The sequence below is a fragment of the Nonlabens dokdonensis DSW-6 genome (assembly GCF_000332115.1).
Classification (GTDB): Bacteria; Bacteroidota; Bacteroidia; order Flavobacteriales; family Flavobacteriaceae; genus Nonlabens; species Nonlabens dokdonensis.
Genome location: NC_020156.1, coordinates 1,937,558 through 1,963,411 on the forward strand (window position 1 = coordinate 1,937,558; position 25,854 = coordinate 1,963,411).

General features: G+C 36.3%; 22 protein-coding genes and 1 riboswitch. Of the genes, 13 read left to right on the forward strand and 9 right to left on the reverse strand.

What is annotated here, in order from left to right; all coding sequences use genetic code 11:
* Positions 1-148: 148 nt before the first annotated feature.
* The 5 genes from mgtE to DDD_RS08595 form a co-directional block, all read right to left on the reverse strand.
* Positions 149-1,498 (reverse strand): magnesium transporter, encoded by a 1,350-nt coding sequence (gene mgtE, locus DDD_RS08575; protein WP_015362432.1) that lies wholly within the window; start codon positions 1,496-1,498, stop codon positions 149-151.
* Positions 1,499-1,612: 114 nt separating this feature from the next.
* Entirely contained in the window at positions 1,613-5,962 is a 4,350-nt protein-coding gene (gene dnaE / locus DDD_RS08580) for a DNA polymerase III subunit alpha (protein WP_015362433.1), read from the reverse strand.
* A gap of 268 nt (positions 5,963-6,230) precedes the next feature.
* Positions 6,231-6,728 (reverse strand): hypothetical protein, encoded by a 498-nt coding sequence (locus tag DDD_RS08585; protein ID WP_015362434.1) that lies wholly within the window; start codon positions 6,726-6,728, stop codon positions 6,231-6,233.
* A gap of 86 nt (positions 6,729-6,814) precedes the next feature.
* Entirely contained in the window at positions 6,815-8,071 is a 1,257-nt protein-coding gene (gene metK, locus DDD_RS08590) for a methionine adenosyltransferase (RefSeq protein ID WP_015362435.1), read from the reverse strand.
* A gap of 247 nt (positions 8,072-8,318) precedes the next feature.
* Positions 8,319-9,554 (reverse strand): tail fiber domain-containing protein, encoded by a 1,236-nt coding sequence (locus tag DDD_RS08595; RefSeq protein WP_015362436.1) that lies wholly within the window; start codon positions 9,552-9,554, stop codon positions 8,319-8,321.
* Between the two features lie 110 nt (positions 9,555-9,664).
* Here DDD_RS08595 and DDD_RS08600 point away from each other — a divergent pair, with 110 nt between their 5' ends.
* The 8 genes from DDD_RS08600 (at position 9,665) to DDD_RS08635 (ending at position 19,353) form a co-directional block, all read left to right on the forward strand.
* The gene (locus tag DDD_RS08600) at positions 9,665-10,072 is read left to right on the forward strand and encodes an RrF2 family transcriptional regulator (protein WP_015362437.1); all 408 of its coding nucleotides are present in this window, start codon (positions 9,665-9,667) and stop codon (positions 10,070-10,072) included.
* A 404-nt stretch (positions 10,073-10,476) separates the two neighbouring features.
* Positions 10,477-11,544, forward strand: a complete 1,068-nt coding sequence (locus DDD_RS08605) for an NAD(P)/FAD-dependent oxidoreductase (protein ID WP_041567390.1) — start codon at positions 10,477-10,479, stop codon at positions 11,542-11,544.
* Between the two features lies 1 nt (position 11,545).
* Positions 11,546-11,866 carry a 2Fe-2S iron-sulfur cluster-binding protein gene (locus tag DDD_RS08610; protein WP_015362439.1) on the forward strand — a complete coding sequence of 107 codons (321 nt, stop codon included), beginning with the start codon at positions 11,546-11,548 and terminating at the stop codon, positions 11,864-11,866.
* 175 nt (positions 11,867-12,041) lie between these two features.
* A riboswitch (SAM riboswitch) is annotated at positions 12,042-12,147 on the forward strand.
* A 153-nt stretch (positions 12,148-12,300) separates the two neighbouring features.
* Entirely contained in the window at positions 12,301-13,323 is a 1,023-nt protein-coding gene (locus tag DDD_RS08615) for a homocysteine S-methyltransferase family protein (RefSeq protein WP_015362441.1), read from the forward strand.
* Positions 13,316-16,399, forward strand: a complete 3,084-nt coding sequence (locus tag DDD_RS08620; protein WP_015362442.1) for a vitamin B12 dependent-methionine synthase activation domain-containing protein — start codon at positions 13,316-13,318, stop codon at positions 16,397-16,399. Before DDD_RS08615 ends, DDD_RS08620 begins: the two co-directional genes overlap by 8 nt.
* A 24-nt stretch (positions 16,400-16,423) precedes the next feature.
* Positions 16,424-17,377: a methylenetetrahydrofolate reductase [NAD(P)H] gene (metF, locus tag DDD_RS08625; protein WP_015362443.1), complete on the forward strand. Its 954-nt coding sequence runs from the start codon at positions 16,424-16,426 to the stop codon at positions 17,375-17,377.
* A gap of 93 nt (positions 17,378-17,470) precedes the next feature.
* Entirely contained in the window at positions 17,471-18,577 is a 1,107-nt protein-coding gene (locus DDD_RS08630) for an acyloxyacyl hydrolase (protein WP_015362444.1), read from the forward strand.
* Positions 18,578-18,579: 2 nt separating this feature from the next.
* A complete protein-coding gene (locus tag DDD_RS08635) occupies positions 18,580-19,353 on the forward strand; it encodes a head GIN domain-containing protein (RefSeq protein WP_015362445.1) in 774 nt (257 codons plus the stop codon).
* A gap of 95 nt (positions 19,354-19,448) precedes the next feature.
* Here the strand turns inward: DDD_RS08635 and DDD_RS08640 are convergent, their stop codons facing one another.
* Positions 19,449-20,033, reverse strand: a complete 585-nt coding sequence (locus DDD_RS08640; protein ID WP_015362447.1) for a DUF2911 domain-containing protein — start codon at positions 20,031-20,033, stop codon at positions 19,449-19,451.
* A 182-nt stretch (positions 20,034-20,215) separates the two neighbouring features.
* Between DDD_RS08640 and DDD_RS17975 the strand changes: the two genes are divergently transcribed.
* Together DDD_RS17975 and DDD_RS08645 are read left to right on the forward strand one after the other, a co-directional pair.
* The gene (locus tag DDD_RS17975) at positions 20,216-20,383 is read left to right on the forward strand and encodes a hypothetical protein (protein ID WP_158441681.1); all 168 of its coding nucleotides are present in this window, start codon (positions 20,216-20,218) and stop codon (positions 20,381-20,383) included.
* The gene (locus DDD_RS08645) at positions 20,370-20,744 is read left to right on the forward strand and encodes a type II toxin-antitoxin system VapC family toxin (RefSeq protein ID WP_041567043.1); all 375 of its coding nucleotides are present in this window, start codon (positions 20,370-20,372) and stop codon (positions 20,742-20,744) included. Before DDD_RS17975 ends, DDD_RS08645 begins: the two co-directional genes overlap by 14 nt.
* 240 nt (positions 20,745-20,984) lie before the next feature.
* Here DDD_RS08645 and DDD_RS08650 read toward each other — a convergent pair whose 3' ends face one another.
* The 3 genes from DDD_RS08650 to DDD_RS08660 are packed head-to-tail and all read right to left on the reverse strand — an operon-like array spanning position 20,985 to position 23,941.
* Positions 20,985-21,791: a tRNA pseudouridine synthase A gene (locus tag DDD_RS08650; RefSeq protein ID WP_015362451.1), complete on the reverse strand. Its 807-nt coding sequence runs from the start codon at positions 21,789-21,791 to the stop codon at positions 20,985-20,987.
* A 25-nt stretch (positions 21,792-21,816) separates the two neighbouring features.
* The gene (locus DDD_RS08655; protein ID WP_041567391.1) at positions 21,817-22,470 is read right to left on the reverse strand and encodes an HD domain-containing protein; all 654 of its coding nucleotides are present in this window, start codon (positions 22,468-22,470) and stop codon (positions 21,817-21,819) included.
* A 19-nt stretch (positions 22,471-22,489) separates the two neighbouring features.
* Positions 22,490-23,941, reverse strand: a complete 1,452-nt coding sequence (locus DDD_RS08660) for a hypothetical protein (RefSeq protein ID WP_015362453.1) — start codon at positions 23,939-23,941, stop codon at positions 22,490-22,492.
* 132 nt (positions 23,942-24,073) lie between these two features.
* On the opposite strand from DDD_RS08660, the gene DDD_RS08665 reads away from it, so the two are divergent.
* Genes DDD_RS08665 through DDD_RS08675 form a run of 3 tightly spaced genes read left to right on the forward strand, consistent with a single transcriptional unit; the run spans position 24,074 to position 25,832 of the window.
* Positions 24,074-24,580: a GbsR/MarR family transcriptional regulator gene (locus DDD_RS08665; RefSeq protein ID WP_015362454.1), complete on the forward strand. Its 507-nt coding sequence runs from the start codon at positions 24,074-24,076 to the stop codon at positions 24,578-24,580.
* A 56-nt stretch (positions 24,581-24,636) separates the two neighbouring features.
* Complete coding sequence (locus DDD_RS08670) at positions 24,637-24,981, forward strand: hypothetical protein (protein ID WP_041567044.1); 345 nt, start codon at positions 24,637-24,639, stop codon at positions 24,979-24,981.
* 23 nt (positions 24,982-25,004) lie between these two features.
* Positions 25,005-25,832 (forward strand): hypothetical protein, encoded by an 828-nt coding sequence (locus DDD_RS08675; protein WP_041567045.1) that lies wholly within the window; start codon positions 25,005-25,007, stop codon positions 25,830-25,832.
* The last annotated feature ends 22 nt before the right edge of the window (positions 25,833-25,854 follow it).

The following is a 25,854-nucleotide window of genomic DNA, read 5'->3' on the forward strand; positions in this document are numbered from 1 at the left end:
AAGATAAGCATTGGGCTAGATTTAATTCTAATAGAAAAGTTAGAATAAAGTTAGGGTTTGCTGTGTAGTGCGCTTTCGCGAAAGCGTAATTATCAAAAAACTTCTATAACTAGAAAAGTAAAGGTACCATAGTATAAATAGTGCTTTTTTAAATCCCTATAATCGCTTTGGCAATCATAAAATAGATTAGAATTCCGAAGATATCGTTACTCGTAGTGATAAAAGGACCAGTTGCCAGTGCTGGGTCGATACCTCTTTTATGTAATGCAAGCGGCACAAAAGTACCTACAAGACCTGCTACAATAATAACCGCAAAAAGGGACGTGGAGATAGCAAGGGAAGTGAGCAACTCACCTTTTGTAGCAAATGTGTAAGCAAACAAAAGAATGGCGAGAATTACACCGTTAAGCATAGCGAGCAAAATCTCTTTTACGAGCCTGTTTCCTATACTTCCTTTAAGATCGTCGTTTGCAATACCTTGTACGATAATTGCGCTAGATTGAACACCTACATTTCCAGCCATTGCTGCAATAAGTGGCGTGAAGAAAAATAACACAGCATGCTTTTCAAAAATCTCTTCAAAACCGCCCATTATTGCTGCGGCGCCTATACCTCCTAAAAGTCCTAAAACTAGCCAAGGAAGACGTGCTTTAGTAAGGTCCCAAATACTATCATTTGCTTCAACATCTTGGGAAATACCACTGGCAAGTTGGTAATCTTTCTCAGCTTCTTCTGTAATAAAATCTACAATATCATCAATGGTAATGCGTCCTACGAGTCGTTCTAGTTCATCAATTACGGGAATGGCTTCTAGATCGTATTTACGCATGATGCGTGCTACTTCTTCTCCAGAGGTGTTTACTGTTACAAAATCAACTTTGGGAATATACACATCCTTAATAGGTGTAGTTTCTTTACTGGTGAGCAGGTCTTTGAGCGAGAGTCTTCCTTTGAGTTTATTGTTGTTATCGACTACATAAATGGAGTGAACACGAGTGACATTTTCTGCTTGAGCACGCATTTCACTTACACAGCCAGTAACGGTCCAGTTTTCGTTTACTCGCACCAGCTCTTTTGCCATTAATCCACCAGCGCTATTTTCTTCATAACGAAGCAGGTCAACAATATCTTCTGCATGTTGCTCATCTTCTATCTCATTGATAACTTCTTGAGCAATATTTTCTGGTAAATCGTTCAGGATATCGGCAGCATCATCGGTATCCATTTCTTCGAGCTCCTCGGCGATCTCTCGTGGTGATAGCGCATTTAAAACGCGATCTCTTTGAGCCTCGTCCAGTTCCATTAAGGCTTCGGACGTTTTTTCTGAATCTAAGAGCTTAACGATAAATACGGCTTGCTCTAGATTAAGCTCATCGATGATCTCTGCAATGTCTGCAAAGTGTACTTCTTCTAGAATACGTTCCAGCGTTTCACTGTCATTAGCTTCAATCAATGACCGTATTTCTTCTAAGAAGTCTTCTGTTATGTTGAATTGCATAAACGCTGGATTATTCTGGCAAATATAATTTTTTGAACTTTAGAAGCATGATTTTTATTCTTTTTCCTAAGAGCAGTATTAATTCTACCCTAAGAAAAAATATAGTTAGAAAATTTAACCAACTCCATAGGTGATTTCATTTTCATCTAAAACCTCTAACAACTCTGCGGTAACATTTACTTTTTGAAGTCTTGCTGACATGTCTAAAGAAATTTTTTCTTCGTGATCCTTCAGATTAAAATACAAACGATGATCTCCTTGATGCTTATCTAGTGTCTCCTTAAGTAATTCTATGCGCTCTTCTAAAACCTCGCTTACATGTAATTCAATCGTCAGTTTTTTGGCAGCTTGCGACATCACATCTTGTAATTGTGACATGGCAGTAAATAGAATTCTAGGATCTCGAGGTTTGCCCGTATTTTTATCGATCCAGCCTTGCTGAATTTTCACTTTGGCATGTAAAAAAGTATTCGGAATTAAAAAGTGTCTGAATTTTAAATAGTCTTCACCGAACATTCTAAACTCATAAGTTTCCTCATAGTCCTCCATAGTAAACATTCCCCAAGGCTTGTTTGCCTTACTCATCATATGACGTGCTTCTGTAATAACACCACAAAAAGTCAATTCTCTATTTACTAAAGGAGTGAGGTCTTTCATAGCCGCAAGATTTGCATTACAGAAAAACTCGATCTCTTTTTTATAATCATCCAGAGGATGTCCTGAAATATAGATTCCAACTACTTCTTTTTCTCTTTTTAATTTCTCCATCGTTCCCCAATCTTCGCAAATCGGCAATTGAGGTTCTGGTATTTGTACGTCACTAGCTTCTCCAAAAAGACTTACTTGAGCACTGTTTTCATTCTCTTGAAATTTTTGCGCGTATTTCACTACTTGTTCCAGAAAAATCTGTCCGTTTTCAAATTCATAGAAGAACTGAGCTCTATTTTCTCCTCCTAAACCGTCAAAGCCACCACTCAAAGCCAGTGCTTCAAAGGACTTTTTATTTGCTGCACGCAAGTCTATGCGCTTTGCCATATCAAAGATACTCTTGTAAGGACCATCTTTTCTGTTATCAATAATAGTCATTACTGCACCATGACCTAGACCTTTCACAGCTCCCATCCCAAAACGAATGGCTCCTTTAGGATTTACGGTAAATTTATAATTGGATTCATTAACATCAGGCCCTAATACGTCTAGTCCCATGCGGCGGCACTCGTCCATGAACTTAGTAACATCTTTGATCTGATTCATGTTATTAGAAAGCGTAGCTGCCATAAATTCGGCACCATAGTTTGCTTTTAGATAAGCTGTTTGATAAGCAATCCAAGCATAACATGTCGAGTGAGATTTATTAAATGCATAGGAGGCAAATGCTTCCCAGTCTTTCCATACTTTTTCAAGAATCGTGCGATCATGACCGTTTCCTTCTCCAGCATCTAGAAATTGAGGCTTCATCTTTTGCAGCGTCGCCATTTGCTTTTTACCCATGGCTTTCCTCAAAACATCTGCATCACCTTTAGAGAAGTTAGCCAGTTTTTGAGAAAGCAACATCACTTGCTCTTGATATACCGTAATACCATAAGTCTCCTGAAGGTATTCCTCCATGGCGTCTAGATCATAAACGATCTCTTTACGACCATGTTTACGATCAATAAATTCTGGAATATATTCTAGAGGTCCAGGACGATACAAAGCGTTCATAGCGATAAGATCGGCAAATTGAGTAGGTTTGAGCTCTCTCATGTATTTTTGCATCCCAACACTTTCATACTGGAAAATAGCCGTAGTTTCTCCACGCTGGAAGAGTTCGTAGGTTTTCTCATCATCTAACGGAATGGATTCTATGTCAAGCTCTATTCCATGGCGCTCTTTTATGATAGCAACCGTATCTTTTATCTGACTTAAGGTTTTTAACCCTAAGAAGTCCATTTTTAAAAGACCTGCGCTTTCTACAACTTCGTTATCAAATTGAGTTACGTAAAGATCAGAATTTTTTGCTGTAGCAACAGGCACAAAATTTGTCAAGTCATCTGGCGTAATAATGACACCACAAGCATGAACACCAGTGTTTCTAACAGATCCTTCTAGAATACGTGCTTGCTTTAATGTTTCAGCAGTAAGGTCATTTCCTTCGGCGAGTCCTCGCAGTTCTCGCACCATATCTGCATCATCGCCTCTAAATTTGCTACCTATTTCATTGTCCTCTAGAGCAAAAATCTTTTTAAGTTTAGCAAAGTCAGGAATCAACTTTGCAACACGATCGGCATCTTGTAATGGTAAATCAAGTGCACGAGCAGTATCCCTTATAGAAGACTTTGCTGCCATCGTTCCATAAGTGATAATTTGTGCCACTTGTGAAGCACCATATTTTTCAATTACATAATCCATCACCTTATGACGATTTTCATCATCAAAATCAATATCAATATCGGGCATGGATACACGATCAGGATTTAGGAAACGCTCAAAAAGTAAGTCGTAGTGAATAGGATCTACATTGGTAATCCATAAACAATAAGCGACTACACTTCCAGCAGCACTTCCACGTCCAGGACCTACGGCAACATCCATTTCTCGTGCTGCTTTAATAAAATCCCAGGTAATTAAGAAATATCCAGGATAACCAGTTCTAGCGATCGTGTCTAATTCAAATTCTAATCGTTCTTTAATTTCTGGAGTGATTTCTCCGTAACGTATTTTGGCTCCTTCGTAAGTAAGGTGTCTTAAATAGTTATTTTCTCCATTTTTAGTTTTTTCTATCGCGTCATTTGCATCTACAAATTCGGCTGGTATATCAAAGGCAGGTAAGAGTACATCTCTAGCCAATTCATAAGCTTCTATTTTATCGACTACTTCTTGCACATTAAAAATAGCTTCTGGAAGATCTTTAAAAAGCTCTTTCATTTCCAAGTCGCTCTTATAATAATACTCTTGATTAGGTAAACCGTATCGATAACCACGCCCGCGACCTATAGGTGTAGCCTGCTTTTCATTATCTTTTACACAAAGTAAAATGTCATGCGCGTTTGCATCATCTTTATGGATGTAATAGGTGTTGTTAGTAGCAACAATTTTCACCTCATGTTTTTGAGCAAATTGGAGCAATACTTCATTGGCTCTGTTTTCATCTTCTTGGCCATGGCGCATGATCTCAATGTACAAGTCTTCACCAAAATGTTCTTTCCACCACAAAAGTGCTTCTTCGGCTTGTTTTTCTCCTAGATTTAAAATTTTAGAAGGCACTTCACCATACATGTTACCAGTGAGTACAATAAGATCTTCTTTATATTCTTCTACCAGCTTTTTATCAATACGTGGCATGTAGTAAAAACCCTCTGTATAGGCTTTACTAGCCATCTTGGCTAGGTTGTGATAGCCATTTTTATTTTTGGCTAATATGACGATTTGATAACCGTTATCTTTATGAGTGCGGTCGTGCATATCTTCACAAACCTGAAATTCACAGCCTATGATAGGTTTTATAGGGCTGCGATGTGATCCATCTTCAGCATCTACCAGACTAGCATTGTATGCTTTTACAGCTTTAACAAAGTGAAATGCTCCCATCATATTAGCATGATCTGTCATCGCAACTGCAGGCATGTCGTTTGCTGCTGCTGCATCTACTAGATCTTTTACGCTAGCCGTAGATTGTAGAATAGAAAACTGACTGTGTGAATGTAAATGAGCAAATTTTACTTCATTTAACTCATTGAGGTTTTCCTTTATTTCTTCTTTAGTAATCTCTGGTGCAGCATCAGTTTTAAGTTTTTCAGATGCTTTTTTAAGATTGACATGTGGTATTCCTACCGGTTGGATAGTGGTAGGGTTGCTTTCGCGAAAGCGAGAAAAATAACCATCTTCTACTCCTAGTTGAGCCAGTGAGTATTGCTCCTTTCTAATAAGTTCTAGGAAACATCTGGTCGTTGCTTCAACATCTGCCGTCGCATTATGTGCCTCGCCAAAAGGTTGCTGAAATAAAAATTCATGCAACTCTGTAAGCGTAGGAAGTTTGAACTTTCCATAACGGCCACCAGGGATTTTACAAAGGTTTGCAGTGTGCTCTGTACAAGTGTCTAGAACAGGTAGCTCTTGAAGATCGTTACCTATTTGCGTGCGTTCAAACTCGGCTCCTGTAACGTTGAGGTCAAATTTTAAATTTTGACCTACTACAAATTTTGTTTTACTCAACGCAATGTTGAATTTAGCCAGCATTTCTTCTAGAGGGATCCCATCCTTTTGAGCCAATGCTGTAGAAATACCGTGAATTCGCTCTGCATCATAAGGAATGTCAAAACCGTCTGGCTGTATCAAATAATCTTGCGCCTCGATAAGGTTACCCATCGCATCATGTAATTGCCAGGCGATTTGAATCACACGTGGCCAGTTGTCAACATCTGTATATGGTGCGTCCCATCTTTTAGGTAATCCGGTAGTTTCTGTGTCAAATATTAAATACATGAATGCTGGTTCTAGTGCAGTGAGTAAAGCGATTTATTTAGGCAAGAATTATTTTTATAAATAATTGATTATAAGTCAATTAAAAAATTAAAAAATAAGATTTCACCGATTTTAAATATAGGTCTTTGCGCTGCTTTTTGAAAACCGAGTTATGAACAGGTTAGATTCAAATTTGTTATAAGTTAAGGTTACAACTAGAGCTAAAAAAACTCCCTAAATCATTATTTAAGACTTAGCGAGCTTCATTAAAATAAAGATTGAAGGATATCTAATACTTTTTTACCACCGAAGTGATTGCTTTATCAACAGCTTCTTTATAATTTTTACCAGCATTTTCTTCAATCATTCCCATTGCCATGATACAAGTTTCCTTGTCGTATTCTATACAGTATATCGTGCTTTTTATTGTAACGCCTTCAGCACTACTAGTTCCTGTCATAAAAAGTACATTTACTCCATTAATTTGTTTTTCTCCACTTTTCTCAAGTTTGAAGTCTTTAGGTGTATCGTTTTTAATTTTCTCCTTTGAAGTTTCATAATCCTGTGGTACATACATAGCCATAATTACTCCTTTTGGAACCTCAGATACATATGTGTTAGGCGTCACTTCCATGAAAAGTTCTTTATCGACGTCTATGTCTATTTTTTTGGACATTAATTCGAGTATTCTAGCCTCTTGAGCTTGGTCTTCTTTGGTTGCCTCTTGTGCTTGTAAACTACTCACTGAGATAAATAAAAACAATGAGAAAAAAATTAGATTTTTCATATTATACAGATTTAGAACTAAAGGTAACAAAAAATACTCTGTTAAGAATTAATTCTCAACAGAGTATTTCAATAAGGATGACTTGATTAAAGAGAGAAAGCTTGCTTTACTTGATCTACAAAGTCTAATTTTTCCCAAGTAAAAAGTTCTACTTCACGTTCTACTCTTCCATTATAAGGTGATTCAAAAACCAGCTTTTCAGTACGAGGTGTTCTACCCATGTGGCCATAGGCTGCTGTTTCTTGATAGATAGGGTTTCTTAATTTTAAACGTGACTCAATGGCTGCTGGACGCATGTCAAAAATTTCGGCTACCTTCTTTGAAATTTCTCCATCTGTTAAGTCTACTGTAGAAGTTCCGTATGTTTCAACGTTAATAGAAGTAGGTTCTACAACTCCTATTGCATAAGAAACTTGTACTAATACCTCTGTTGCAAGTCCTGAGGCAACAAGATTTTTTGCTACGTGACGAGAAGCATAAGCGGCACTTCTATCTACTTTAGAAGGATCTTTTCCAGAAAAAGCACCACCACCGTGAGCTCCTTTTCCCCCATAAGTATCTACTATAATCTTACGACCAGTAAGTCCCGTATCACCATGCGGTCCACCGATTACAAATTTACCAGTAGGGTTAATGTGATACGTGATATCGTCATTGAATAATTGCTGAGCGTATTCTGGTAATAACTTCTTTACTCGCGGAATCAATATTTCAACAAGATCTTTTTTGATTTGAGCCAGCATCGCGTCGTCATCATCATTAAAATCATCATGCTGCGTAGAAATTACGATAGCATCAATACGTTGTGGTACGTTATCATCGCTATACTCAATAGTTACTTGTGATTTTGCATCTGGTCGCAAATAAGTGATGTCTTTCATTTCACGACGTAAAGCAGCAAGTTCAATCAATATTTTATGAGAAATATCTAAAGCTAAAGGCATATAGTTCTCTGTCTCATTAGTTGCATAACCGAACATCATTCCTTGATCACCAGCACCTTGCTCTTCTTTAGTCGCTCGATCTACACCTTGATTGATATCTTGCGATTGCTCATGTATTAAAGAAATCACTCCACAAGAATCTCCAGAAAATTGATAAGCACCTTTTGTATAACCTATCTTGTTGATCACATCGCGTGCAATCTGTGCTGCATCGATATACGTATTTGATTTTACTTCTCCTGCAAGAACTACTTGTCCTGTAGTAACTAGGGTTTCACAGGCCACTTTTGATTCTGGATCAAAAGCTAGAAAATTATCGAGCAGTGCATCACTGATTTGGTCAGCAACTTTGTCTGGATGTCCTTCACTAACGGACTCTGATGTAAATAAATATGGCATTTTGTATGTGCGCTTTCGCGAAAGCGTAATAATTACAAACCTCGCGTGATTAATAAATACAAGAAGATAAGGTGGCTGTATTGTTTTGCGCAGTACACTGTTTTAGCGTTTTATGTTTTCTTATGAAAACGAGGTCGCAAGCAGCCAAATCTTTCCTCTTTATTGAATTGCAAATGTAGTAAATGATATTATTTAATTCAGTTGATCTTATAGGATTCTTAACAGAATAATGGAAACTAAGGATTTTCTATCTGTTTTTGAGATCAGATATTTCTTTCTTTAACGCATCGATTTGGGTTTGTTGCTCCTGTATAGATTTTACAAGAAGTGGTATCATCTGACCGTAATCAACGGCAAGAGATTTCTCTTCGTTTGTTGCTTCATCAACTATAGAAGGAATTTGCTGTTGTAATTCTTGAGCCATAAAACCATATTGTAATCTATTACTTTTATCGTTGATGTATTGATATTGGTAAGTGTTTATGGATAGTACCGTTGTTAAACCTGGCTGCATGGTCTCTATGTTTTTCTTTGTTCTTTTATCTGAAACTCTAAAGGCATTTTGAAAATAGAAATCACCCCATGCATTACCATTTCTACCTAAATCTTTAACACCATTTAAAACTGGAAAGTGGGCAAAATCACTGAACATATAGTCTGCAGTGGTGTTACCGCTGCTTCCTATATTGATTCTTAATCCACCATTGACGTCATTATCATTAGTATGTATGGCTTGCGAGTAAACGCGTCTAAAATGTCTGCTAAAAATCCCAAGGTCATAACCTACGTTATTAGTATTGTCTACAGAATTAACGGCTGGATAAAATTGATTATTATCCATAATCAGTTTCTGATTTCCAGAAAACGAATAAATAAAGTTTCCATTGTTGTTTGAAGAATTGAGGTCTAAATTTCTATCACTTTGAGTGATTTCAAAATTATCATTTCCTCTTTCTATCTTTATTCCTTGCCCATTTCTAGCAGTAGAAATATGCAATAGTTGACTAGGGTTGTTTTCACCTATACCAACGTCACCATTAGTTGTAACGCGCACTCTTTCCTCTGTATTTGTCGCGATGACTAAATCTTGATTATCCCAAGTACCTAGAAAATGCTGGTCGTTATTTGTACCAGCATCAGTCCCCATGTTTCCAGTAGTTTTCCAGAAGGAATTTGGGTCTGGATTGCTTACATTGTTGTTATTACCTGAATTTAATGGCTGCCATAAAGATCCATTCCAAAAATAAAATCCTGAACCGGTAACAGTGTTTGTATTGTAAACTAATAAGCTCTCTTCCATAAGGCCAGTTACTGGCGCTGCAGTATTCAAATTTTCAATATCGATTCTTGGGATTAATATTCCTTTATCTCCTGCGTCACTATGAATATCGAGTAAAGAACTGCTAGATGGAGTGGACGTTCCTATTCCCACTTGAGCAACAAGTGTGGAACAGAAAAAACATAATAGTAAAACTAATTTCATGTGGTTGATTTTAAGGATTTACGTTTAAAAGAAAACCTTAGTTGTTAATGAAAGGTTAACAATTGCGTTTTAGGTATAGTAGAAAATGTTAGAAAGTAGTAGATTTGAATATGCTATCACGTAAAACGAAATATGGTATTAAGGCGCTCACTTATCTTGCGCGTTTAAAAAATCAAGAACCTACCTCTATTGCTACTATTGCAGAGTCTGAGAATATACCGCACAAATTCCTAGAAGCTATTTTACTGGAATTAAGGAAGAATAGTATATTGGGTAGTCGCAAAGGCAAAGGTGGTGGTTATTATTTAATGCAGGATCCTAAAAAAATAAGAATGTCCACCGTGCACCGCATTCTAGAAGGTCCTATAGGCATGTTACCATGCGTGAGTCTTAATTGTTATGAAAAATGCGAAGACTGTGCAGACGAAGATGCTTGCGCCGTAAATAAATTGATGATAAAAGTAAGGGATAATACACTCGAGGTTCTAGAAAATCAAACCTTAGAGGACTTAGCTTAAATACATCATGCTTTTCAACTTTCTTAGAATAAATAGGATAGCTTCAGATTCCTATTCAAAATAAAAATACTCGTTAAATCCTATGGGGCTTGTAGGGTTTAAATAAAGTGTCTATATTTGCCGTGTTAAGTTTTAACAAATAGTTTTGGATAGGTCACCCAATGCGAGTTGTTTACGATATTAAGATGGGCTGTTTTCTTATTTTAACCTCTCGCGGTTGACCGTTCAAAAACCACATTCTTCCTCTTGATTAGTTTTTCGCTTTCGCGAAAGCGTCAATACAATCATTCATATTATATATTTCTTAAGTTATAGATGACTTAAATCATTTGTTTACCTGCCTTTTCATAACGACCTTTGCACAACGCTAATTATTTAGCCTTAAAGTTGCTATGACTCAAGATATGATTACTACAGATATACTAATTATAGGTGCTGGACCTACAGGATTATTTACCGTTTTTGAAGCTGGATTATTAAAGCTTAAGTGCCATATTATTGATGCGCTGGCACAACCTGGTGGACAATGTTCTGAATTATATCCCAAAAAACCTATTTACGATATTCCTGGCTTTCCAGAGGTTTTAGCTGGTGATCTCGTTGATAATTTAATGAAACAAATTGAGCCTTTCCAGCCAGGATTTACTCTTGGAGAACGTGCTCAAACCATAGAAAAACAAGATGACGGTTCTTTTATAGTTACTACCAGCAAAGGCACTCAGCACCATGCAAAAGTAGTTGCGATAGCCGGTGGTTTAGGTTCTTTTGAACCACGTAAACCAACTATTGAAGGAATAGAAAAGTACGAAGACAATGGGCTAGCTTACATGATTAAAGACCCAGAAGTATATCGTGACAAAAAAGTAGTCATTGCTGGTGGAGGCGATTCTGCTTTAGACTGGTCCATTTTCTTGGCAGACGTTGCTGCTGAGGTAACCTTAGTTCATAGAAGAGAAGAATTCCGTGGTGCGTTAGATAGTGTAGAGAAAGTTCAAGACCTTGTAGATGAAAATAAAATACGATTAGTAACTCCTGCTGAAGTTCTTGATATTAAAGGAGAGGACAAAGTAGAGTCTGTTTTATTACAACATAATGATAAAGCTAAGAGAATGGAAGTCATCGAGTGTGATGCTTTTATTCCACTATTCGGTCTAGCTCCTAAATTAGGACCTATTGCAGATTGGGGCTTAGAAATTGAGAAAAATGCCATCAAAGTAGATAATACATTAGACTATCAAACAAATATCCCTGGAATTTATGCCATAGGAGACGTCAATACCTATCCTGGTAAATTGAAACTCATTTTATGTGGTTTTCATGAAGCTACGTTAATGTGTCAAAGTGCTTACCAACGTATTTTTCCGGATAAGCGGTACGTAATGAAGTACACAACCGTTGGTGGCGTAAATGGCTTTGACGGTTCACGCAAAGAAGCCGAAAAAGCGGTAGTAAAAAAAATAGGAAATCACTAGAATGGAAGACATTAACATCACTATTATTGATCGGGAGGGAATAGAGCATAAAGTTCTCGCGCCTACTGACATGAACATGAACCTCATGGAAGTGTGTAAATCTTACGAGCTTCCTGTGCAGGCAGTTTGTGGTGGTATGGCTATGTGTGCCACTTGTCAATGTTATATCATTAGTGATCACGATCTAGGAGAACGAAATGATGATGAGCAAGCGATGCTTTGGGAAGCAGATCATGTAAAAGATAACTCTCGATTAGGTTGCCAGATTCCCATTACAGAAGATTTAGATGGATTGATCGTGGAACTTGCTCCAGAAGATTAGTCTTGGTTCTGAACCAGTCTTAGAATCTGTTAGAGAAAATACCAAATATTGATAAATGACAAGCTGATTGTCTTCATTACGTGAAGACATTGAAATAAATTCAGCGTGACAATAACAAATTTATTTGCATAAGAAACTTCTGTAGTCCATATTTGTATTGTTCTTTTAAATTATGACGTTATAAAGAAAGGTTGAGGGATTAGACCCATTGAAACCTTGGCAACCCTACAGTATTGTAGAAGGTGCCTCATTCTACCACCATATTTGTGGACAGATAACAATACGATTCTTAAAAATCTATCCTTTCTTTTTTATTATTTACTTTTTTGTTCTCGCTTTCGCGAAAGCGGAACAGTACTAAGTATTTACCTACTTCATAATTTTCTAGAATGTAATAGCAAACTATAAAATATTTGCCTTAACGAAAAGAAAAAATGAAGAAAGAATCCATTTACGATGCAGTGAAAAACAGAATTCTTGTGCTCGACGGAGCGATGGGAACCATGTTACAGAAACATAAATTTGAAGAAGATGACTTTAGAGGTGATCGTTTTAAAAACCATCCATGCGATGTAAAAGGAAATAACGATTTACTTTCCATTACACAACCAGAAGCGATTGCGGCTGTTCATAGAGCCTATTTTGAAGCAGGAGCAGATATTGTAGAGACAAATACCTTCTCTGCAACTACCATCGCCATGGCAGATTATGAAATGGAATTTCTAGTGGACGAACTCAATGAGCAAAGCGCGATCATCGCAAAACAGGTGGCCGACGAGTTTACAGCTCGTGAGCCTCACAAACCTAGATATGTAGCTGGTGCGATAGGTCCAACTAATAAAACAGCCAGCATGTCTCCAGATGTTAATGATCCTGGTTATCGTGCCATTACCTTTGACGAATTAAGAATTGCATATAAACAGCAAGCCGCAGCTTTGGTAAAAGGTGGCGTAGATGTATTACTAGTAGAAACCATATTTGATACCTTAAATGCAAAAGCAGCATTATTTGCTATTGAGGAATTAAAAGAGGAGCTAGGTAAAGACATTCCCGTAATGGTAAGCGGTACAATAACAGATGCTTCCGGAAGAACTTTAAGTGGCCAGACTGCTGAGGCTTTTTTAATTTCAATCGAGCATATTCCTTTATTATCGATAGGTTTTAATTGTGCGCTCGGTGCAAAACAATTGACGCCTTATTTAGAGTCAGTTTCTAGTAAATCAAATTATGGGATCAGTGCTTATCCTAATGCTGGATTGCCTAATGCTTTTGGAGAATACGATGAAACTCCAGAGCAAATGGCATCTCAAATTAAAGAGTATTTAGATAAATCATTGATCAATATTGTAGGTGGATGTTGTGGTACATCACCTGCTCACATAAAAGCCATTGCAGATATAGCAGCACAATACCAACCTAGATATATCCAAAACACTAAAACTACTGCTCATGTCTAAAGAATTCCGTCCTTTGAAGTTAAGCGGTCTCGAGCCGCTGGTTATCACTCCTGAGAGTAATTTTGTAAACGTAGGAGAACGTACTAACGTTGCTGGTTCTAAAAAGTTTCTCAGATTAATAAAAGAAGATAAATTTGATGAAGCGCTAGAAGTTGCTAGAGATCAAGTAGAAAATGGTGCACAAATTATTGATATCAATATGGACGATGGACTTATTGATGGAAAGGCCGCCATGGTTCGGTTTTTAAACCTTATTGCAGCAGAGTCAGACATTACTAGAGTTCCTATAATGATTGATAGCTCTAAGTGGGAAATTATAGAAGCAGGATTGCAGGTTGTACAGGGAAAATGTGTCGTTAATTCCATCAGCCTAAAAGAAGGTGAAGAAGAATTTATACGTCATGCCAAAGCCATAAAAAGATACGGTGCAGCAGTTATAGTTATGGCATTTGATGAAGTAGGACAAGCAGACAACTATGAACGCAGAATTGAAATTGCAAAGCGCAGCTATGATCTATTAGTAGAAAAAGTAAACTTTGCTCCAGAAGATATCATTTTTGACCTCAATATTTTTCCAGTTGCTACAGGTATGGAAGAGCACAAACTCAACGCGCTAGATTTTATTAATGGAACACGATGGGTAAAAGAAAATTTACCACACGCGAGTGTAAGTGGTGGAGTGAGTAATGTGAGTTTTAGCTTCAGAGGTAACAATACCGTACGAGAAGCGATGCACAGTGCTTTTTTATACCACGCTATCAAAGCAGGAATGAATATAGGTATTGTTAATCCTGCATTGTTAGAAGTCTATGACGATATTGATAAAGAATTACTAGAACATGTAGAAGATGTTTTATTAAATAGAAAAGAAGATGCTACAGAAAGACTCCTAGATTATGCAGAGTCGGTTACTCAAACTGTTAGAGTTTCAACCATAGATAACAGTTGGAGAGAACTGCCTTTACAAGACCGTATTACTCGATCATTGGTCAAAGGAATCGATGCTTTTATCGTAGAAGATGTGGAAGAAGCAAGATTATCTGTAAAAAGGCCTATTGAAGTGATAGAAGGCCACCTCATGACCGGTATGAATGTGGTAGGAGACTTATTCGGTAGTGGGAAGATGTTTTTACCACAAGTGGTTAAAAGTGCTCGTGTTATGAAACGTGCTGTGGCGCATTTATTGCCATTTATTGAAGAAGAAAAACTCAGACTCCAGGCCCCTAAATCCCCTAAGGGGACTTTTTCTTCTTGGCAAACTGCCAATCCGATTGCCTACGGCATTCTTAAAGAGCGTGTTAAGGCTAGTCGCCTCAATCCTACTGAGGCTGAGGCTAAACTTTGGGAGCATTTGAGCAATAAGAAATTAGATGGATACAAGTTTAGAAGAGAACATATAATTGGAATGTATATCGCAGATTTTGTTTGTCTGAAGGAAAATTTAGTAATTGAAGTAGATGGCGGTTATCATAACGATCTAGAACAACAAGAAAAAGATAAAGAAAGAACCGAGTGGCTCAACGATCACGGCTTCAAAGTCATTAGATTCACAAATAAAGATGTGCTTCAGAACATCGAATTTGTTCTTGACTCTGTCAAGAACAAACTCGAAAAAGTCCCCTTTGGGGATTCAGGGGCTGGGAAAGTGCTTATGGCAACCGTAAAAGGTGATGTTCACGATATTGGAAAAAATATTGTTTCGGTGGTTTTGGCTTGTAATAATTACGAGATTATTGATTTAGGAGTTATGGTGCCGCCAGAAAAAATTCTAGATGCTGCCATAGAACACAATGTAGATATCATTGGTTTGAGTGGTTTGATAACGCCATCGCTGGACGAAATGGTTTATCTCGCCAAAGAAATGAAACGTCGCGATTTTAAAGTCCCGCTTATGATAGGCGGTGCGACTACTTCGCGCGCGCATACCGCTGTAAAAATTGATCCAGAGTACGATTGCACGGTGGTTCATGTAAATGATGCGAGTCGTGCGGTAACTATTGCTGGAGAAATTATTGAGAAGAAGGATGGTGGTCATCTCGCTTTCGCGAAAGCGAAAAAAGAAGAATACACCAAACTAAGAACTGACTTTTTAGGAAGAGCTAAGAAAAAAGAGTTTTCAAAATTAGAGCAAGCTCGCAAGAACAAATTAGCTTTAGATTGGAATAATTTTGAGGCTGTAAAACCAAAAAAACTTGGCGTTCACACTCTTGATGAGATCGATTTTAATGAATTGAAAGACTACATCGATTGGTCGCCATTTTTTAGAAGCTGGGATCTACACGGTCGCTATCCAGATATTTTAACTGATGAGGTCGTAGGCGAGCAAGCGACAGAACTCTTTAAAGATGCTCAAGAAATGCTTTCTCAAATCATTGAAGAGAATTGGCTTGAAGCCAAAGCTGTTTATGGACTTTTTCCTGCTAATTCAGTTAATGATGACGATATAAAAGTAACCAGCGATCAAGAATACATTTTTAGAACATTAAGGCAACAATCTAAAAAAGCAGCAGGAAAACCCAACATTGCTCTTGCCGATTTTATCGCACCACAATCAATTGACAAACAAGATTATATAGGAGCGTTTTGCGTTACTACAGGTTTTGGTGTGGCTGAAAAAGCAAAAGAATTTGAAAAGGATCATGACGATTATAATTCCATCATGCTCAAAGCTCTCGCAGATCGATTTGCAGAAGCACTTGCAGAGTACCTACACTTGAGAATACGTAAAGAATTTTGGGGTTATGCTAGTGATGAGAATCTAGCAAATGACTCCTTGATTAAAGAAGAATACAAAGGAATACGTCCAGCGCCAGGATATCCAGCCTGTCCAGATCATTTGGAGAAATTGACGATTTGGGAATTACTCGATGTAGAAAAACATACAGGTGTGACCTTAACGGATAGTCTTGCCATGTGGCCAGCAGCAAGTGTTTCTGGATATTATATAGGTCATCCAGAAGCAAAGTACTTCGGTCTTGGGAAAATCAAGGAAGATCAAGTAGCAGATTATGCAAATCGAAAAGGCATCTCCACGGAGAAAGCTACAAAATGGCTCAATCCCAACATCGCCGATTAATATTAAGGACACTAAGCACAACAAATGAAAATTACCAAACATATACAAAAGGCTACAAAGCCACTTTTTAGCTTTGAGATCATTCCGCCAGTGAAGGGAAAGTCTATAAAACAATTGTACGACAACATCGATCCTTTGATGGAGTTTAAACCACCATTTATTGATGTAACAACCTCACGAGAAGAGTTCATTTATCTAGAAAAAGAAAACGGATTGCTTGAAAAACGACTGACTAGAATGCGTCCTGGAACTCTTGGAATATGCGCTTCTATACAAAACAGGTATCATGTAGATACTGTGCCGCACTTGCTTTGTGGTGGTTTTACTAAGCAGGAAACCGAGTATTTGCTAGTCGATTGTCAGTATTTAGGAATCGATAATGTCATGGCTTTACGTGGCGATGCACGAAAAGAGGAACGTCGCTTTGAAAAGACTACTGATGGACATGAGTATGCCATCGATCTAGTAAAGCAAATTCAAAAGCTTAATGAAGGAAGTTATTTGCATGAAGTAATTGAGATTACTTGCGATGTCGATTTCTGTATAGGTGTTGCCGGCTATCCAGAAAAGCATGAGGAATCGCCATCTATGAAAAGCGATCTTAAAAGGCTTAAAGAAAAGGTAGATGCCGGCGCAGATTATGTGGTCACACAAATGTTTTTTGATAATCAGAAGTATTTTGAGTTTGTAAAATGTGCACGTGCAGCAGGAATTCAAGTTCCTATTATTCCAGGAATTAAACCGCTAGCGACTAAGAAACATTTGAATCTCTTGCCACAAACCTTTAATTTAGACTTACCAGAAACTCTTGTTGAAGCTGTCGAATCCTGTAAAAATAATAAAGAGGTAAGACAGGTAGGAGTCGAGTTTTGTATTGAGCAATGCAAAGAACTTCTCGCGCACGATGTTCCAGTATTACATTTTTATAGCATGGGCAAAAGTGATAATATTGAGTCAATTGCAAGAGCTATTTTTTAATTTAAAAAGATTTTTAGCCCTTTAATCGATTAAATTCGAGATAGGTTTACATTGATTGATTTTTGGATACTTTTCTATCGTAGTTTCGTTTATATGTTTAAAACGTGTTTAGGTTTATTAATTTGTCTCGCTTTCGCGAAAGCGGTTACCGCACAAACTACAGAAGAATTTCCAAAAGTGGCAACGCTAGACGCCTCTTTTTTATATGGTTCGATATTAGAACACAATCCGGATATCGCACACTTAATCACTGATCATCCTACAGGAATTTTATTGAGTTACAATCGCAAAACCTTTGGTGAAGAAGAATGGCAATCTAGATTTGGGTTTCCAGATTGGGGTTTTAGTGCGGCTTACCAAGACATGAAAACCTACGAGTTGGGTGAGGCTTACAGCGCTTATGCTCATTATAATTTTCATTTTTTCAATCGTAATTTCCAATTGAGAATAGGTCAAGGGCTTGCTTATGTGACAAAGCCTTTTGATGAGATTGAGAATCCGCGAAACAATGCTTATGGTTCTACGATTACAAGTACTACTTACCTCAATGCGGTTTACAGAAAAGAGAATATTGTAAAAGGATTAGGTTTTCACGCTGGCGCAACTATCATTCATTATTCTAATGCAAATGTGAGAGCACCTAATAATTCTACAAACACTTGGTTTTTTCAAGCTGGATTGAACTATACGTTGAATAAAGAAAATATTCCAGAATTCAAGATTTGGGAGAAAAGAAAATATTCTGAGCCTATTCATTACAACTTTGTTGCAAGAACTGGATTTAATGAAAGTGATTACCGTGGTAGTGGACAGTTTCCGTTTTACGACTTTTCATTTTATGCCGATAAAAGAATCAATATTAAGAGTAGTTTAAATGCAGGAACAGAAGTTTTTATAAGTGAATTTCTTAAAGAATATAGAGACTATCAGGCTAATAGTTTTCTAGAAGAAGGAATTACTGGCGATGAAAACTTCCAGCGAGTGGGCGTTTTTATAGGTCATGAATTGCATTTGGGTAAAACCAGTGTTTTGACACAATTCGGTTATTATGTGTATTGGCCTATACCATTTGAATCTCGTATTTATAATAGAATGGGATTGCAAAGAAGACTTACAGATCATGTTTTTGCAAGTTTAACGCTCAAATCTCATGGCGCTGCGGCTGAAGGTGTGAGTTTTGGAATAGGATATAGATTATGAAGATGAATTATAAATTTACTCAAGCATTTTACTGGCCGTCATTACTATTGATATTGTTTGTTATCTCCTGTGATTCAGAAGATGGTTTGAACTGTACTCAAGCTGCTGGTGACTTTATCGAACAAGAATATGAGTTAGAGTCTTTTGATAAGATCTTGGTTTTTGAACGTTTGAAACTGACCGTAAAAGATGGACCAATTCAAAAAGTAGTGGTAAAAACTGGAGAGAACCTTTTAAATGATGTGGATGTTACCGTAAATGATGGTAGACTAGAAGTCGTTAATAATAACGGCTGCAACCTTGTTAGAGATTATGGAATCACCGAGGTTGTAGTCACGTCGCCCAATATTACTGAGATAAGATCCAGTACTGGAGAAGACGTGCGGTCAGAAGGTGTTTTAGGCTGGGATAATCTAACGTTACTTTCTAACGATGGCCCAGAAGAGGATTTTTATCATTCTACGGGAGATTTTAGATTGCAACTGGATGTTCTAAACCTTACTATCAATACTAATAAACTAAGCAATTTCTATCTTTCAGGAACTGTAGAAAATGCCGATTTCAATTGGGATGAAGGCGATGGAAGGCTGATTGCAAATGATCTAATTATTCAAAATGCGCAGATCTTTCATCGTGGGACAGCTTCTTGGAATGTGGACGTAAGAGAGAATATATCTGGGATCATAAATGGTTACGGCGATGTTATCTTGAAATCAAGACCTACCACCGTGGATGTTCAAGAAACCTGGCAAGGAAGATTGGTTATTGATAACTAAAAGGGATATTATGTTCTCGCTTTCGCGAAAGCGAAAACTAAAAAAAGCACCTCGATTAATTAAAACCGAAGTGCTTTCTATTCAAAAGAATTTTTTTATTTCAATACGATAGGAAGTTCTGTCCTGTATTTTCCCCATCCAGTTTTAAGGTGAACTGTGTTGTCTTTATTAGGAGAATACATGGTAATGCTTAATTGCTCCAAACTTTCACTATCCATAGTTACAGGAACGGAAACCGTTACCACATCAAGTTCTGGCTTGTGAGAATAATTTCCCCAACCGTCATTTTCTGAATTGATATGGAACGTCCATTCTTTTTCTGTAGGAGTTACTACGATAGAATAACGGCCAGCTTTAACTAGTTTATCGCCTATCATTGCGTCTTGCATCAACAATAGCTCTGTACTTTCATTGGCACCCAATCTCCAGGACTTACCGTAAACAGTAATGCCATCTTTTTTCTTGTCTTCAGTAGTAAATATGTTTCTATCTTTTAAGCTAGGTCTGCCATAAAGAACTCTAATTTTAGGCTCAGTAACACCTTTTCTAAAGGCACGTTTTGCAGCATCTGCAGGAAAGAATGCAGCATCCATCGGGCTTTTATCTACAGGACTAAATTCTTGTGCGTAAAGTGATGAAGTAGATAAGATTACCGCAAGTAATAAAATGTATTTTTTCATGATAAAGTTTTTAATTGGCTTTAAAAATAGACACTACATATCACGAAAACTTCACTTTAACAATACTCTATGATTCGGTTTTTTGAAATTCTGTTTTGTAAAGCATCAAACCACTAGATGGTGCGATGTGAGAAAGATGTATTTTAAGTATATTTGAAATAATAAGATTTTCAATTATGGTAATGACAATCAAGAGAGGTGCGACAAAAAAAAGCATCAAAATAATATTAGAAAATTTATCCCAGGATTTTAAACCTAAAGGTGTAGATGTAAAAAAATTTGTAGGCAAAATAAATATACCGAAAGATGCTTTAGATATTCAAAAAGAATTTCGTGATGAGTGGAAATAAGCTCTTTTTAGATACAAACATTATTTTGTATCTCTTAAACGGAGACCAGACATTGGCTGAACTGCTAGATGGTAAACAATTATATATTTCGGTAATTACAGAGTTGGAATTACTAGCTTTTAAAGGTATTGCTACTTCTGAGGAAGAAGTCATTAGTGAATTTATATCTCAATGTAAAACCATTTCTATTAATAAGACTGTAAAAGAAGAAACTATAAGAATACGCAAATCCTACGGAACTAAACTTCCTGATAGCATTATAATTGCAACTGCGTTATATCTAGATTTTCCTCTTATTACAGCTGATGTTGAATTTAAAAAAGTAGAAGAATTAACACTTGTGCTTTACGAGAATAATTGATTGATCTTTCTTAATAAAATGTAATAGCGTTATAATACTGAGACAAAAGCGCCTAGAAAGTTAGATGTTTTTTATTGAATTTAAATAAAGCTTCAAGATTGTGAATTTAGGTGGTCGTAAATAGTGACCGCTTTATTTTTGAAAGGGTTACAAGATTCTTGGTGTATTTTGATGTCAATTTAAAAGTAAATTAAATTTCAGTCAAAATTCATGATCTTATTAATACTTTAAATAAAAGAATTACAAAAACTCACTTTTGTAAAGCATCAAACCACTAGATGGTGCGATATGAGAAAGATGTATTTTTTTGCTACCATCTAATGTCTCTACAAACTCTTCTAAAGTAAGTTTGTGCATTCCTAAATCAATCAACATTCCCATCATAAGGCGTACTTGATGACGCTTAAATCCTGCTCCTGTCACTCTGAAAACAAAACTTTCTTCTGGGAAAAAGTTTGCGGTAAAAAGCTCATTCTTTTCAATGTAACAGCTTTCAATAGTTGAGGTAGTTTCTGTGGTTTCAGAAGGTTTATAAGTATACGACCAGAAGTCATGTGTTCCTTCAAATAATCGAGCTGCCGTTTGCATGATTTCTATATCCAGCTCACTTTTCATATATACCATCATAGATGCACAAAACGGATGGAACTTTTCTCCATGCGAAAAAAGATAAATGTATTCCTTAATTTTAGGAGCTTGAATGACATTAAAATCTTTGCCTGTCTTCTCAATTTCTAACGCTCTAATGTCGCTAGGTAAATTCTGATTAAAGTCGGCTAGGAATGAATCTGGTTCTAACTCTTTAGAATCGTCTAGGAATAATTCAATCCAAGTTTCATTTACCGATACTTTTGCATCTGTTCTTCCAGCGGCAAGAACTTTAAAATTAGAATGATCAAAAACATAACGCAAGGTTCTCAATACCATACGTTCTACTGTTGGGATGTTGTTGGGTTGTTTTTGCCAGCCATGAAATCTAAAACCTAGGTATTGCAGCTTGATCAGGAAAAACTGACGGTTATTTTGAGCAAAAGGTCCTGGATTCATAGAATTAAGTAGAAAGCAAAATTAGTTATTTCTCACCATTCCACTCGGCATAAAACTGATCTAAAAAATCCTGCATAAAGTAGTGACGTTGCTGTGCGATTTTCTTACCAGTTTCAGTATTCATTAAGTCTTTAAGCAATAGCAGTTTCTCATAAAAATGATTGATAGTGGGCGCAGTGCTTTTTTTGTACTGTTCTTTAGTCATGTTTAAATCTGGAGCAATCTCAGGATTATAGATAGCTCTATTTTTAAAACCTCCATAATTAAAAGTACGCGCGATTCCTATGGCACCTATCGCATCCAGTCTATCAGCATCTTGAACTACGTCCAATTCTATACTGGTAAAATTTTTGCTTTGATGACCGCCTTTATAAGAAATGTATTTGATGATATTTTCTATGTGGAGAATTACATCTTCTGGAACTTCAAGAGACTCCAGAAACTCTCGTGCTACTTTTGGGCCAACGGTTTCATCACCATCGTGAAACTTTGAGTCGGCTATATCATGGAGAAGTGCTCCTAATTCTACGATGACACGATCGCACTTTTCGTTTTGCGCGATCAATTTGGCATTTTTCCAAACTCGTTCTATGTGGAACCAGTCGTGTCCACCTTCAGCATTTTTTAAGGTGTTTTTTACAAACTCTACGGTTTTGTCTATGATTTGTTGTTGGGTCATGATTTTAAGTAAAACATCTTCAATTACAATTACATTCAACAGGGTTTAGCATATTAGAGTTAATATTGCAAAAATTACCTGCTTCATTGTAATTATTACTATCTAAAGTAATACTGGCAGCTAAAGTGTTCAAACCACAAAAATTTGATAAATTAGGGTTGATAACTATATTGATAAATTGCACATGTTGTAATGATGTTAGACCGTTTAGGTTTTGCAAATTATTATTATAACTTATCACTAAATTACCAGAGATGTTTGTGAGGTTTGGAAAATCAAAACCTTGAGCGAAATCGCTATCATCCAAAGTGAGACTACCTACATTATTTAAATTAGAAAATAAGAGGTGATTTAATTGGTGATTATCTCTGAAGGTAAGTATTGGAATAGAAGTTAAACTATTATTTTGAAAATTTGTCAATTGATCATTATCTTCAATTAATAATCGCCCACAATTTTGAAGCCCATCAATGTTTAGATTAGTTATTCCATTTTTTTGAATGTTAAAATAATTTACAACATTGGTTAAATTTGGCAAATCAATTGTTCCTAATGACATATTATTATTAATTGAAATATAATCATCTACTGATGTTAAATTATTCAAATTAGAAATATCGTTGAGCATAATGTTACCTACAATTTCTAACTGATTTAAAGTTAAAATGCCATTTGGAAATCCGTTAAGACTTGTTAGAGCCTCATTTCTGTTAATTTCTACACTTTCAACAGATGTGATTCCTTCTAATCCGTGTATACTTTGTAGAGCAGGATTAGTTTGTATATGTATTGTTTGAGCGTTTTGTAAATTTGATAAACTGGCAAGATTAGTTAATTGAGTATGTCCAATGAATAAACTGTTCACGGCTTGTAAATTACTCAAACCAGAAATATCAGTGATCAAAACATTAGTTCTAATATCAAGACTTGAATTTACCACATTCAAATTATCTAAACCATCTAAACTTGTTAATAATTCATTCCTATGTATGGAAACATATTCTACTTCTTGAGCACCTTCTAATCCTTCTAGATTTTGTAGCACCGCATTATTTTCTATAGTTATAGAACTAAAATTAACGACGTTTTCTAAAGAATTGATACTTACTAATTGCTCATTATCTGTAATCCTCAATGATTTGATATCAGATTCTATATTTTGCAAACCATTAAGCGTATTCACATTAGTAGAAATGATACTTAGATCGCCTTCAATAATATTAATAGAGCTTAATGCATTTAGATTCGTAATTTCATTTTGTTGTAAATCATAGCCGTCGATAACAACATCACCAGTAATTTTAGTGTAGTTTTCTGCGGCAAACGTGTCAATCTCCAGCTGACTTCGTAAGACTAAATCATAATCAAAAATTTTTTCTCCTTCATTAATTGTTGTGTCATCGTTGTTGTCACTGCACGATAGGTTTGTTAAAACGAAAAAAAGTAAAAAAAGGTTACAAAAAAGCTTCATACACTATAAATTTAGATCAAAATACAAAAATAAATATCAAATCATTGTAAGTGCAGATTTTTAGGGAATTGTGAATCAAACAAAACTTTCAATAATTATTGAAAGTTTAAAAAGTAGTTGTATATTTGGCGAATGAAATTAGAAGAAGGTAGATCAAAATTTATTCAGGCTTGGGGTTCTTTAGGAAGCTCTTGGGGAATATCTAAATCCATGGCGCAAATCCATGCACTGCTGCTTTCTCATCCTGATGGATTAAGTACGGACGAGATCATGGAAGAAGTCCAGCTTTCTAGAGGTAACGTGAATACAAACGTACGCGAGTTGATCAACTGGAGATTGGTAAGAAAAGAAACCGTTCTTGGAGAACGTAAAGAATTCTTTATAGCACTTCATGATGTACATTCTATTGCGCAAAATATTATGGAAGAGCGCAAAAGAAGAGAGCTGGAACCGGTGAGACGATTACTTAACGAGCTCAAAGCCGCCAAACTTGAAGGTAACAAAGAAGAAATTGAACATTTTCAAACTTTAATTTCTGACCTATCTGATTTTGTAAGCCAAATGGAGAACTTAACTAATCTAATGACTAAAATAAACAGCAACAACTACATGAAAAAGCTGATCAAAGCGATCTCGTAGCTTTTTTATTTAAATTAAACTTTCAGTTTTTATTGAAAGTTCTAAAACTATAAATTATGAAATCTCTGTATAAACTCAATCTAGTTCTTTTTATTATCATGTTGGTACTTTTTGTAACCATTTATCTAGGTCTACTAATGATGCCTGTAGTTGGTGTTGTACAAGTTATGTCTGCATTTTGGTTGTATTCTAAATATAGCGAGTTGCCGAAAGAGATACAGCGCAAGCTTAATATTTACAGCATATTAAGTGTTTGTTTACTTACAATATTTATAATTTCTATACAGAATTCGTTCCATGATTTCTTTTTGGTACCGCTCACAGGTTGTGGATTGATGTCTATAGTTTTTATGCATATCCTATATAAGAACTATAAGTATACCGAAGAGAAATTCAATTAAACATCACTTTAAATTAAAACATCATGATCGCAAATCACAAATTACTCATCGACCAGAATTGCCCTATGTGCAACATTTATGGCAAGACATTTAAGAAGTTCAACATGCTTGATCAAGAATCTATCACACCATATCAAATAGTAGGTGAGGAGTTGACTTGCTCGATCGATATGCACCGCGCTCAAAACGAAGTGGCGCTGCACGATACCGTTACAGGTAAAACAATTTATGGTCTTGATTCTATGATTGAAATATTTGCTCAAGGCAAAAACTGGATCAAGAAACCATTGCAATTTCCGCTAGTTTATCTGCCTTTAAAACAACTCTATAATTTCATTACTTATAATAGGAAAGTCATTGCAGGTAATGCGCCTAGTCCTGCAGAAGATAGAGTTTGCGAGCCAGATTTCAACTACTTTTATCGCACGCTATTTATAGTGCTTACGGCTTTATTTACCGGTTTGGTGCTCAACTCCTACACCAATCACATTACGAACTATTTTGGTTTTACAACACCATGGTTTGTAGAATATATAATCTGTTTTGGTCAGGTTGTCTGGCAAGGAACTATGATTTTACTTTGGTCTCGTAAAAACAGTTGGGATTATCTAGGCAATATGAGTGCCGTTTCTACACTTGGAGGAATTTTATTATTGCCGTTACTGTTTATGAATTCGTTTTTTGACTTCTCAGGAATCGTTTTTCTAGTCTATTTTATGGTTGTGGTAGGAATCATGTTATTAGAACATTTACGCCGCTGCAGCAATATGAATCTCGGTTATCTACCTACGATTTCTTGGTTATCTTTCCGCACCGTCGTTTTGTTCTCAATTATCTGGATATTCAATTAAAGTTTAATTTAAAAAACTATGC